Genomic DNA, 11,677 nt, shown 5'->3' on the forward strand with positions numbered 1-11,677 from the left:
GGTTCTACGGAAAGCCGAGGAGTCTACCGCTCAAACGCGATAATTTACAGAGGCGCGACAGCTTAAGACGACAAAGCGACAGAATCTGTCGAGAGGGCGACGATGACCGGCAGGTCAGGAAGTCGCCGCAGTGTTGGCAGGCGTGCTGGCCTGAGGTGCCGGAGCAGTCGTCGGTGCCACCCGCGCCAGGTGCACGTTGACCCGGCGGTTCTTGGCCCGGTTGGCGGCATTGGTGTTCGGCACCAGAGGATAACGCTCACCATGGAAACGCACGGTGATCTGCGATTCCTGGATGCCATTGGCCTTGAAGAAGTCGACCACCGCCAGCGCGCGGCGACGCGACAGTTCGCGATTGGTCAGGCGATTGCCGCTGTTGTCGGAATGGCCGTCGAGTTCGATGTGATTGACCGTCGGATCGGCCTTCATGTACTCGAGCATCACTTGCAGCTTGGCCTTGGCGGCGGCGTCCAGTTCGATGCCCTCGCCGGGGAAGCCGATCTGCGATTGTTTGACCTGATCGAAATTCTGCGGGAGCAGTTTCGCCACGCAGGTCTGATAGTCATTGAACGCCTTGCTGAACTTGACCGGCAACAGGCGCACTTCCGACACCCGACCATCGCCCGATGCCCGGCGTACCACCGGGCTGCGACCGTCCATCAGCCCACTGATCAGTTGCCCGGCCTGGGACTGAGAACTGTTGAACAGCACGTTGCCGCTGCCCAGTCGAACCGTGCCCAGGTTGATGTCGCCACGTCCCGGCTGCCACGGCGCAGCCGCCGCCAGCAAGGTCGCCGACCCGCCGCCGAGCATGGCGTTGTAGGCGTTCAGGCGAAAGGTCGCCTGCTCGCCGGCCTTGCGCACGAATTGCCCCGAGCCGAAGTCGGTGATCGGCTGCGTCAGACGGCACTCGAACTTGTCGCCCTCGACCGTCCACTCAATGTTCTCCAGACGGGTCTGGTAGGTCAGTGCCATCGCGGGAAGGCTGGCAAACACACTGAGCAAGGCTAAATATCGCTGGCGCACGGGAGGCTCCATTGGCTTCTACAACAAAAAAGACCGAGACATACATCTTTACGGCATACCTATGGGATATCGGACGCTCGTCGCAAAACTTGATAGCGAGTGCCTGCAAGAGTCTTTTCCGGTAGCATTCGCCTCAGTTTGACCCGCCTGGAATCCCCTCATGTCCGACCGCCTGACCCTGCTGCGTCCCGACGACTGGCACATTCATCTTCGCGATGGTGCCGTGTTGACCAATACCGTTGCGGATGTCGCGCGCACCTTTGGTCGCGCCATCATCATGCCCAACCTGGTACCTCCGGTGCGCAACGCCGCTGAAGCCGACGGCTATCGCCAGCGGATTCTCGCTGCCCGCCCGGCCGGCAGTCGTTTCGAGCCGCTGATGGTGCTGTACCTCACCGACCGCACCCAGCCCGAAGAAATCCGTGAGGCCAAGGCCAGCGGTTTCGTGCACGCCGCCAAGCTGTACCCGGCCGGAGCCACCACCAACTCCGATTCCGGGGTCACCAGCATCGACAAGATTTTCCCGGCGCTGGAAGCCATGGCCGAAGTCGGCATGCCGCTGTTGATCCACGGTGAAGTCACCCGTGGCGACGTCGATGTGTTCGACCGCGAAAAAATCTTCATCGACGAGCACATGCGCCGCGTGGTCGAGCGTTTCCCGACGCTGAAAGTGGTGTTCGAACACATCACCACCGGTGATGCCGTGCAGTTCGTCAACGAGGCTTCGGCCAACGTCGGCGCGACCATCACCGCGCATCACCTGCTCTACAACCGCAACCACATGCTGGTAGGCGGGATTCGGCCGCACTTCTACTGCCTGCCGATCCTCAAGCGCAACACGCACCAGGAAGCCCTGCTCGACGCCGCCACCAGCGGCAGCGCGAAGTTCTTCCTCGGTACCGACTCGGCGCCGCACGCCCAGCACGCCAAGGAAGCCGCCTGCGGCTGCGCCGGCTGCTACACCGCGTACGCCGCCATCGAGCTGTATGCCGAAGCCTTCGAACAACGCAATGCGCTGGACAAGCTCGAAGCCTTCGCCAGCCTCAACGGCCCGCGTTTCTACGGCCTGCCGGCGAACACCGATCGCATCACCCTGGTTCGTGACGAATGGACCGCCCCGACCAGCCTGCCTTTCGGCGAGCTGACCGTTATCCCGCTGCGCGCCGGTGAAAAACTGCGCTGGCGCCTGCTGGAGGAACACGCGTGAGTGAAGACCATTTCGACGACGAACTGGACGGTCAAGGTGGCGGCGGTTCGCGCCATCCAATGGCAGCACGCTTTCGCGGCTACCTGCCGGTTGTCGTCGACGTAGAAACCGGTGGCTTCAACTCGGCCACCGACGCTCTGCTGGAGATTGCCGCGACCACCATCGCCATGGATGAAAAGGGTTTCGTCTACCCGGATCACACCTACTTCTTCCGCGTCGAGCCGTTCGAAGGCGCCAACGTTGAAGCGGCGGCACTGGAGTTCACCGGGATCAAGCTCGATCACCCGTTGCGCATGGCCGTCAGCGAAGAAACAGCGCTGACCGACATCTTCCGCGGCGTGCGCAAGGCCTTGAAGGCCAACGGCTGCAAGCGGGCGATTCTGGTCGGCCACAACAGCAGCTTCGACCTGGGCTTCCTCAACGCCGCCGTCGCGCGGCTGGACATGAAGCGCAATCCGTTCCACCCGTTCTCCAGCTTCGACACTGCGACCCTCGCCGGTCTGGCGTACGGTCAAACCGTACTGGCCAAGGCCTGTCAGGCAGCCGACATCGACTTCGACGGCCGTGAAGCGCACTCCGCGCGCTACGACACCGAGAAGACGGCCGAGTTGTTCTGCGGCATCGTCAACCGCTGGAAACAGATGGGCGGCTGGGAAGACTTCGACGACTGATACTCGTCGGTTTTCTTCCGAGCATGAAAAAACCGGCCACATGGGCCGGTTTTTTTGTACCTCGACGTTGCGCCTTACAGGGCAGCAGCGTTCTCGGTCAGGTAAGCCGCAACGCCTTCTGGCGAAGCGTTCATGCCTTTGTCGCCTTTTTTCCAGTTGGCAGGGCAGACTTCGCCGTGCTCTTCGTGGAATTGCAGCGCGTCGACCAGACGGATCAGCTCTTCCATGTTACGGCCCAGCGGCAGGTCGTTGACGATCTGCGAGCGGACAACGCCTTTGTCGTCGATCAGGAACGCGCCACGGAAAGCCACGCCGCCTTCGGACTCAACGTCGTAGGCCTTGGCGATGTCGTGCTTCATGTCGGCAGCCATGGTGTATTTCACCTGGCCGATGCCGCCATTGTTGACCGGGGTGTTGCGCCAGGCGTTGTGGGTGAAGTGCGAGTCGATCGACACGGCGATCACTTCTACGTTGCGTGCCTTGAAGTCGGCCATGCGGTTGTCCAGAGCGATCAGCTCGGACGGGCAGACGAAGGTGAAGTCCAGCGGGTAGAAGAACACCAGGCCGTATTTGCCTTTGATGGCCGAGGACAGGGTGAAGCTGTCAACGATCTCGCCATTGCCGAGTACGGCCGGGACGGTGAAGTCAGGGGCTTGTTTGCCTACGAGTACGCTCATTGATATCTCCTGGTGTAGAAACTTGAAGTTCAGGGTTCGGGCCAGCCTGCCACCCTCAGGCGACAGCCCTGTGACACGAACCCCCTTCGCAAGGGCCGACCATCATACACTGCGTTTTTCGACTGTCCTTAAAGGTTTTTCGCGAAATCCCGGCTGGCATCCGGCCATGTACCACCGTTCGTCAGTCACAGGCGTTGGCGATGAAAACCACTGGGAAAGCACTTTGACAATCATTCTCGTTAACATTAAGATCCATCGCAATTGAGTCACAACCAGCGACGGTTCTCACTTATGTATGTTTGCCTCTGCACTGGCGTCACCGACGGACAGATCCGCGAAGCGATCTATGAAGGTTGCTGCAGCTATAAAGAAGTTCGTCAGGCCACCGGCGTAGCCAGCCAATGCGGCAAATGTGCGTGCCTGGCGAAGGAAGTGGTTCGCGAAACCCTGACCAAGCTGCAAACCGCCCAGGCTGCGATCCCCTACCCGGCAGAATTTACCGCCGCGTAATTATCCCGAATTCGAAGAACCGGACTTATGTCCGGTTTTTTTATGCCTGAAAATCAACTGCTTAGCGTCTAGACGCGGAACACAAACATTCTTATTCCGATTAATTTTCATTTATTATTCAATAACTTAGGTTTGACACTTATAAATACCAAGCTCAAACTCTGCCTTATATACCGCTACTTAGGGCAGGACTCCCATCATGAAAGGCGACGTAACAGTCATCCAGCATCTCAACAAGATCCTTGCCAATGAGCTGGTCGCGATCAATCAGTACTTCCTGCATGCGCGCATGTATGAAGATTGGGGCCTGAACAAGCTCGGCAAGCACGAGTACAAAGAATCCATCGACGAGATGAAGCACGCGGACAAGCTGATCAAGCGCATCCTGTTCCTCGAAGGCCTGCCGAACGTGCAGGACCTGGGCAAGCTGCACATCGGCGAGCACACCAAGGAAATGCTGGAGTGCGACCTGCGTATCGAGAAGACCGGCCATGCCGACCTGAAAGTCGCCATCGCCCACTGCGAATCCGTCGGTGACTTCGGCAGCCGCGAACTGCTCGAAGACATCCTTGAATCCGAAGAAGAACATATCGACTGGCTGGAAACCCAACTGGGCCTGATCGATAAAGTCGGTCTTGAGAACTATCTGCAATCGCAGATGGGCGAAGACGAGTAATTAGCCAACGCTAAACTCGAGACACTAAAAAGCCCCGCCCTCTTTCGAGAGGCGGGGCTTTTTATTGCCCGGACTTCAGACTCGCCGAAATCCGGAAAGAAGCCAATCAGGCTTCGGACTTGGCCGCAGCAGCCTTGGCGGATGCTTCCTTGACCAGAGTCTGCAGCTCACCGTTGGCGAACATTTCAGCCATGATGTCGCTGCCGCCGACCAGTTCACCGCCGACCCACAGTTGCGGGAAAGTCGGCCAGTTGGCGTACTTCGGCAGGTTGGCACGGATTTCCGGGTTCTGCAGGATGTCGACGTAGGCGAACTTCTCGCCACAGCCCATCACGGCCTGCGCAGCTTTCGCGGAGAAGCCACACTGCGGGGCATTCGGCGAGCCTTTCATGTAAAGCAGAATGGTGTTGTTGGCAATCTGCTCTTTAATCGTTTCGATGATATCCATGGAGCACCTCGGCTGAACTTTCCGACTCATGGGTCGGCACGGTGGCGCATTGTAACGGAATCCAGAGCGCCCTGCTCGGTCTCCCCGACAGACTTGCTCAAGCCGCCGCCACCGTCACCGGCACGCCATTGAGCGCCGCGTTGCCTGACAGCTCGTCGAGCTGGCATTCATCGGTCAGGTCATTGGCGCTGGAACCCGGCTGACCGCTGGCAATCGCCATCTGCACACCCGGCCGAGCATGACCCCAACCGTGCGGCAGGCTGACCACGCCCTTCATCATGTCCGCACTGCCCAGCACTTCGACCTCGATCTGCCCGACCCGCGAACTGACCCGCACAAGCTGACCGTCACTGAGCCCGCGACTGGCGAGATCGTCCGGGTTCATCAACAGCTGATGACGCGGCTTGCCCTTCACCAGTCGATGGTAATTGTGCATCCACGAATTGTTGCTGCGCACATGGCGGCGGCCGATCATCAACAGCTCATCGGCGGCGGGCGCCTGCAACGCGGCGAAGCGCGCAAGGTCGGCCAGGATTTCCGGCGGCGCTGCCTGAACTCGTTGATTGGCGCTCTTCAATCGAGATGTCAGGTTGGGTTTGAGCGCTCCCAGATCAACACCGTGCGGATGATCGAACAGCGTCGCAAGCGACAATTTTTGCTCGGATGCATCGCCATACAAGCCCATGCGCAATCCCATGTCGATCATCTTCGCCGGCGCCATCGTCGGCTTCAGTTCCTTGCCCGTCTTCGCGGCAAAGGCCTTGGCCAGGCCGACGAAAATTTCCCAGTCGTGCAGCGCCCCTTCGGGTTTGGCGAGGATTGCCCGGTTGAAACGGGTGACGTTGCGCACCGCGAACAGGTTGAAGGTGGTGTCGTAGTGATCGTTCTCCAGCGCCGAGGTCGACGGCAGGATCAGGTCGGCGTAGCGCGTGGTTTCGTTGATGTACAGATCGACGCTGACCATGAACTCCAGCCCGTCCAGCGCCTGCTCCAGTTGCCGGCCGTTGGGCGTGGACAACACCGGATTGCCAGCCACGGTAATCAGCGCGCGAATCTGCCCCTCGCCTTCGGTGAGCATTTCTTCAGCCAACGCCGAGACCGGTAATTCGCCGCCGTACTCAGGGCGCCCGGACACGCGGCTCTGCCATTTGTTGAAATGCCCGCCCGAAGTCGAGGCCACAAGATCCACCGCCGGCTCGGTGCACAAGGCACCGCCGACGCGGTCGAGATTGCCGGTCACCAGATTGATCAACTGCACGACCCAATGACACAGCGTGCCGAAGGCCTGAGTGGAAACGCCCATCCGGCCGTAGCAAACAGCGCTTGGCGCGGCGGCGAAGTCCCGGGCCAGTTGGCGGATCTGTGCGGCAGGAACCGCGCACAACGGGCTCATGGCCTCGGCGGTGAACCCCGCCACCGCCGCGCGCACGTCGTCCAGACCGTCCACCGGCAAATGACTGTCAGACGTCAGCCCTTCGCTGAACAGCGTGTTGAGCACACCAAACAACAACGCCGCATCGCCGCCGGGGCGCACGAACAAATGCTGGTCGGCCATCGCCGCCGTCTCGCTGCGCCGCGGATCGACCACCACCACTTTGCCGCCCCGGGCCTGGATCGCCTTCAGACGCTTCTCCACATCCGGCACAGTCATGATGCTGCCGTTGGACGCCAGCGGATTACCGCCCAGGATCAACATGAAGTCGGTGTGATCGATGTCCGGAATCGGCAGCAGCAGGCCGTGGCCGTACATCAGGTAGCTGGTCAGGTGATGGGGCAGTTGATCGACCGACGTCGCCGAATAGCGGTTGCGGGTTTTCAACAGGCCAAGGAAGTAATTGCTGTGGGTCATCAGCCCGTAGTTATGCACGCTGGGGTTGCCCTGATACACGGCGACCGCGTTCTGCCCATGACGCTCCTGAATCGCCGAGAGTTTTTCGGCGACCAGTTCGAACGCTTCTTCCCACTCGATGGGCAGCCATTCGCTGCCGACCCGGCGCATCGGCTGGCGCAGGCGATCCGGATCATTCTGGATGTCTTGCAGCGCCACGGCCTTGGGGCAGATGTGGCCACGACTGAACGTGTCCAGGGCGTCGCCCTTGATCGAGGTGATCTGCACCTGGCCGTCGGTTTCGGTGGTTTCGATGGTCAAGCCGCAGATGGCTTCACACAGGTGGCAGGCACGGTGATGGAGAGTCTTGGTCATGGCCAGTCTCTGTCTTGTTCTGGGCAGGCAATCACGCCTGCGGGAACAAAACTATGGCCCGCGACCCGGTGCAGCGCCAGCGACGTTCGTCTTGTGAATCGGCGGCCATCAGGCCCGCCGATAGACGCGTCAGTTCGCCGGAAGCTGAGGCGGTGCGGCCAGCTGGATTTCCTGGATGGTCTCGATCTGCTCGTGGGCGACGTGGACGCCGGTGAGTTCGCCGATCAGTCGCCAATGCTCGTCGAGTCCGGCGCTGATGGTCGCCATGCGGTCGATCATCTGCCGGCTGGCGGCCTTGACCACGTCGTCATCGCTGCGCAGCAGTTCGAAGGACATCGAGGTCATCGAGGCGGTGAGGTGGGTCAATGAGCGTGCCGTGTGGCCCAGCAGTTCCATTAACAGTTTTTCTTTCGATTCCATGCGGAGGCTTCCTGCGTCGCTCGTGATTTATTTATAACCCAGCACTTTGCTTTAGCAAATGTTTCAACCTGCGCATCCGACCAAGCGAACCGGTGGCTCAACGGTCGCAAACCGACCAGAGCTGTGCCATCCCCGCCGCGCCTGATTGCCAAGCCCGGTGAGGCCAGTGTACAAATGCTTCGCTGCCCCCTCGAAAACTGACCGGAAATCACAGTGTTCGCACTGTTCTAACCCCGTCACATTTCTGCAAAAACCGTAGCCTATTGGAAAAACGCGACATTTAGTGTCAATATCGCGCCTTCCCCTATTTCGTCGCCCCCGTGCGGCTTACGCCGCAGGTCTCGCCCGTTGTTCCGATAAACAAGGCTTTGAGCATCTGCGGTTTGTAGCAAAAAGGTAGTCAATGATGAGCGCAAGGCACTTTCTCTCCCTGATGGATTGCACGCCCGAAGAGCTGGTCAGCGTGATCCGTCGAGGCGTTGAGCTCAAGGACCTGCGTAACCGCGGCGTACTGTTCGAGCCTCTGAAAAACCGCGTCCTGGGGATGATCTTCGAGAAATCCTCGACCCGTACCCGGATCTCCTTCGAGGCCGGCATGATCCAGCTCGGCGGCCAGGCGATCTTCCTGTCGCCGCGCGACACCCAGCTGGGCCGTGGCGAGCCGATCGGCGACTGCGCCATCGTCATGTCGAGCATGCTCGACGCGGTGATGATCCGTACCTTTGCCCACAGCACCCTGACCGAATTCGCCGCCAACTCCCGCGTGCCGGTGATCAACGGCCTGTCCGATGACCTGCACCCGTGCCAGTTGCTGGCCGACATGCAGACCTTCCTCGAACACCGCGGCTCGATCCAGGGCAAGACCGTGGCCTGGATCGGCGACGGCAACAACATGTGCAACAGCTATATAGAAGCGGCGATCCAGTTCGACTTCCAGTTGCGCGTGGCCTGCCCGGAAGGCTACGAACCAAACCCTGAGTTCGTGGCCAAGGCCGGTGACCGCGTGACCATCGTCCGCGACCCGAAAGACGCCGTGCGCGGCGCGCATCTGGTGAGCACCGACGTCTGGACCTCGATGGGCCAGGAAGAGGAAACCGCCAAGCGCCTCAAGCTGTTCGCGCCGTACCAGGTCACCCGTGCCCTGCTCGACCTGGCGGCGGAGGACGTGTTATTCCTGCACTGTCTTCCCGCCCACCGCGGCGAAGAAATCAGCCTCGACCTGCTTGATGACCCGCGCTCCGTCGCCTGGGATCAGGCAGAAAACCGTCTCCACGCACAGAAGGCCCTGCTCGAGTTCCTCGTTGAACCGGCATATCACCACGCATGAGCCATGAATTACTGCTGAACCTGCGCAACCTCGCTTGCGGCTATCAAGATCAACGTGTGGTGCAGAACCTCAATCTGCACCTCAACGCCGGCGACATCGGTTGCCTGCTCGGCTCCTCGGGCTGCGGCAAGACCACCACCCTGCGTGCGATTGCCGGTTTCGAACCGGTGCACGAAGGGGAGATTTCTCTCGGCGGTGAAGTGATCTCCAGCGCCGGTTTCACCCTCGCCCCGGAAAAGCGCCGGATCGGCATGGTGTTCCAGGACTACGCGCTGTTCCCGCACCTGAGTGTCGCGGACAACATCGCCTTCGGCATCCGCAAGCACCCGAACAAGGAGCGCGTCACCGAAGAGCTGCTGGAACTGGTCAACCTGAAGAACCTCGGCAAACGCTTCCCTCACGAGTTGTCCGGCGGCCAACAACAACGTGTCGCCCTCGCCCGCGCCCTGGCGCCGGAGCCGCAACTGCTGCTGCTCGACGAGCCGTTCTCCAACCTCGATGGCGAGTTGCGCCGCAAGCTCAGCCACGAAGTGCGCGACATCCTCAAGGCCCGTGGCACCAGCGCGATTCTGGTGACTCATGACCAGGAAGAAGCCTTCGCCGTCAGCGATCACGTTGGTGTGTTCAAGGAAGGCCGGCTGGAGCAGTGGGACACGCCCTACAACCTCTATCACGAGCCGGCGACGCCATTTGTTGCCAGCTTCATCGGTCAGGGTTACTTCATTCGCGGCCAGCTCGGCAGCCCGGAATCAGTGCACACCGAACTCGGTGAACTGCGCGGCAATCGCGCCTACACCTGGCCGATCGGTGGCGCGGTGGATGTGCTGCTGCGTCCGGACGACATCGTTTACGCGCCGGACAGCGCTTTGAAAGCGCGGATCGTCGGCAAGACCTTCCTCGGTGCATCGACCCTGTACCGCCTGCAACTGCCGACCGGCGCACAGCTGGAATCAATCTTCCCGAGCCATGCCGACCATCAGGTGGGTGCGGATGTCGGGATTCGTGTGGCGGCGGAACATCTGGTGCTGTTCCAGGCCTCCGGCAGCACGGCTGCGCAGATTCCGGCGGTGGAAAACGGCGTTCGCCGTTACAGCACCGCGCACTGATCTGCACGCAAACAATGAGGGAGCCTGATGGCTCCCTTATTTTTTGGCTTCAGCCCAGCATCAATGTGCCGCTGGCCACCAGCGTCGCATTGCCGCCGATTTTCACCCGCTCGCCTTCCAGCCGACAGAACAGTTCACCACCCCGCGCCGAACGCTGGCATGCAGTGAGGCTGGATTTGCCCAGACGTTTCGACCAGTACGGAATCAGGCTGCAATGGGTCGAGCCGGTCACCGGGTCTTCATTGATGCCGATGGCCGGGGCGAAATAGCGCGAGACAAAATCATGCTGATTGCCCCGGGCGGTGACGATCGCACCCAGCCAAGGCAGCTTGGCGAGGGCGACCATGTCCGGCTGGCAATCAAGCACCGCCTGCTCGGACTCCAGCACTACAAACAGCTCGTTGGAACTCAGGACATCCACCGCCTGAACATTCAGCGCCCGCTCGATCTCCACGGTGACGCCTTTCTCCACCGCTTCGATGGCCGGGAAATCCAGCCACAACCTGTCGCCTTCGCGGCTGACGCTCAACGGCCCGGACTTGCAAGTGAAGTCCAGACGCCCGGCCGTTTCCTTATAGATCTCGAACAGCACATAGGCGCTGGCCAGGGTCGCGTGACCACACAGCGGCACCTCGGTCGTCGGCGTGAACCAGCGGATGTGCCACGCCAGCCCTTCGCGCACCAGAAACGCGGTTTCCGCCAGATTGTGCTCGGCGGCGATCTTTTGCATCAGCTCATCCGCGAGCCACGCGTCGAGCCGATAGACCATTGCCGGATTGCCACTGAACGGCCGATCACTGAACGCGTCGACCTGATGAAACTCGAGCTGCATAACCTTCTCCCTGTGTCAGTCGAACGAGCATGCAGCGCCGGCCGGATCAGCGCCAGTGACAGTACCGGCCAATTTTCTTCATACAGACGTCAAGGGCGACCAATGTCGGCAAATTTCGCCTGGGTGTGCTCTGCCAAAACCGCCGGTGCCAGCTCCACTTCCAGCCCGCGCCGACCGGCGCTGACATAAATGGTCGCAAAAGGCTGGGCCGAGTTATCGATGAAGGTACGCAGGCGTTTTTTCTGCCCCAGCGGGCTGATGCCGCCCAGCAGGTAACCGGTGGAACGTTGCGCGGCGGCCGGGTCGGCCATTTCGACTTTTTTCACACCGGCGGCGTGGGCAAGCCCCTTGAGGTCGAGACTTCCGACGACCGGCACCACCGCCACCAGCAGTTCACCTTTCTCACTGGCCGCCAGCAGCGTCTTGAACACCTGCGCCGGATCGAGCCCCAGTTTTTCCGCGGCCTCCAGACCATACGACGCCGCCTTCGGGTCATGTTCGTAACTGTGCACGCGATGTTCGGCACGAACTTTTTTCAACAAGTCCAACGCAGGGGTCATGGCAGCTCCGGGTTCGG

The 11,677-nt window shown here is 60.7% G+C and carries 13 protein-coding genes; 6 read left to right on the forward strand and 7 right to left on the reverse strand.

Annotated features, from left to right (window positions below):
- Positions 1–114 precede the first annotated feature (114 nt).
- Positions 115–1,023, reverse strand: coding sequence for a flagellar protein MotY (locus AC0R79_RS24520; RefSeq protein ID WP_007953200.1), 909 nt, complete (start codon positions 1,021–1,023; stop codon positions 115–117).
- Positions 1,024–1,183: 160 nt separating this feature from the next.
- On the opposite strand from AC0R79_RS24520, the gene pyrC reads away from it, so the two are divergent.
- A complete protein-coding gene (gene pyrC / locus AC0R79_RS24525; protein ID WP_039765844.1) occupies positions 1,184–2,230 on the forward strand; it encodes a dihydroorotase in 1,047 nt (348 codons plus the stop codon).
- The gene (gene rnt, locus AC0R79_RS24530; protein ID WP_007953196.1) at positions 2,227–2,901 is read left to right on the forward strand and encodes a ribonuclease T; all 675 of its coding nucleotides are present in this window, start codon (positions 2,227–2,229) and stop codon (positions 2,899–2,901) included. Before pyrC ends, rnt begins: the two co-directional genes overlap by 4 nt.
- Positions 2,902–2,975: 74 nt before the next feature.
- Here rnt and AC0R79_RS24535 read toward each other — a convergent pair whose 3' ends face one another.
- Positions 2,976–3,578 carry a peroxiredoxin gene (locus tag AC0R79_RS24535; RefSeq protein WP_007953195.1) on the reverse strand — a complete coding sequence of 201 codons (603 nt, stop codon included), beginning with the start codon at positions 3,576–3,578 and terminating at the stop codon, positions 2,976–2,978.
- Between the two features lie 291 nt (positions 3,579–3,869).
- On the opposite strand from AC0R79_RS24535, the gene AC0R79_RS24540 reads away from it, so the two are divergent.
- On the forward strand, positions 3,870–4,088 hold the full coding sequence (locus tag AC0R79_RS24540) for a bacterioferritin-associated ferredoxin (RefSeq protein ID WP_007953193.1): 219 nt from the start codon (positions 3,870–3,872) through the stop codon (positions 4,086–4,088).
- A gap of 199 nt (positions 4,089–4,287) precedes the next feature.
- Positions 4,288–4,764 carry a bacterioferritin gene (bfr, locus tag AC0R79_RS24545; RefSeq protein WP_007953192.1) on the forward strand — a complete coding sequence of 159 codons (477 nt, stop codon included), beginning with the start codon at positions 4,288–4,290 and terminating at the stop codon, positions 4,762–4,764.
- Between the two features lie 106 nt (positions 4,765–4,870).
- On the opposite strand, the gene grxD is transcribed toward bfr, so the two are convergent.
- The 3 genes from grxD to AC0R79_RS24560 all read right to left on the reverse strand — a co-directional run bounded on the left by grxD (position 4,871) and on the right by AC0R79_RS24560 (position 7,835).
- Positions 4,871–5,212, reverse strand: coding sequence for a Grx4 family monothiol glutaredoxin (grxD, locus tag AC0R79_RS24550; protein WP_003227729.1), 342 nt, complete (start codon positions 5,210–5,212; stop codon positions 4,871–4,873).
- A 97-nt stretch (positions 5,213–5,309) separates the two neighbouring features.
- Entirely contained in the window at positions 5,310–7,415 is a 2,106-nt protein-coding gene (locus AC0R79_RS24555) for a molybdopterin oxidoreductase family protein (RefSeq protein WP_474731978.1), read from the reverse strand.
- Positions 7,416–7,544: 129 nt separating this feature from the next.
- A complete protein-coding gene (locus tag AC0R79_RS24560) occupies positions 7,545–7,835 on the reverse strand; it encodes a hypothetical protein (RefSeq protein WP_007953190.1) in 291 nt (96 codons plus the stop codon).
- Between the two features lie 406 nt (positions 7,836–8,241).
- Between AC0R79_RS24560 and argF the strand changes: the two genes are divergently transcribed.
- Both argF and AC0R79_RS24570 read left to right on the forward strand, forming a co-directional pair.
- Positions 8,242–9,162 carry an ornithine carbamoyltransferase gene (argF, locus tag AC0R79_RS24565; protein ID WP_045121707.1) on the forward strand — a complete coding sequence of 307 codons (921 nt, stop codon included), beginning with the start codon at positions 8,242–8,244 and terminating at the stop codon, positions 9,160–9,162.
- Entirely contained in the window at positions 9,159–10,268 is a 1,110-nt protein-coding gene (locus AC0R79_RS24570; RefSeq protein WP_474731981.1) for an ABC transporter ATP-binding protein, read from the forward strand. The genes argF and AC0R79_RS24570 overlap by 4 nt, the downstream gene beginning before the upstream one ends.
- Positions 10,269–10,317: 49 nt before the next feature.
- On the opposite strand, the gene AC0R79_RS24575 is transcribed toward AC0R79_RS24570, so the two are convergent.
- Positions 10,318–11,100 carry a PhzF family phenazine biosynthesis protein gene (locus AC0R79_RS24575; protein ID WP_127799696.1) on the reverse strand — a complete coding sequence of 261 codons (783 nt, stop codon included), beginning with the start codon at positions 11,098–11,100 and terminating at the stop codon, positions 10,318–10,320.
- A gap of 89 nt (positions 11,101–11,189) precedes the next feature.
- On the reverse strand, positions 11,190–11,660 hold the full coding sequence (gene ybaK / locus AC0R79_RS24580; RefSeq protein WP_007953184.1) for a Cys-tRNA(Pro) deacylase: 471 nt from the start codon (positions 11,658–11,660) through the stop codon (positions 11,190–11,192).
- Positions 11,661–11,677: the final 17 nt, after the last annotated feature.

The organism is Pseudomonas sp. HD57-3 (assembly GCF_056113135.1).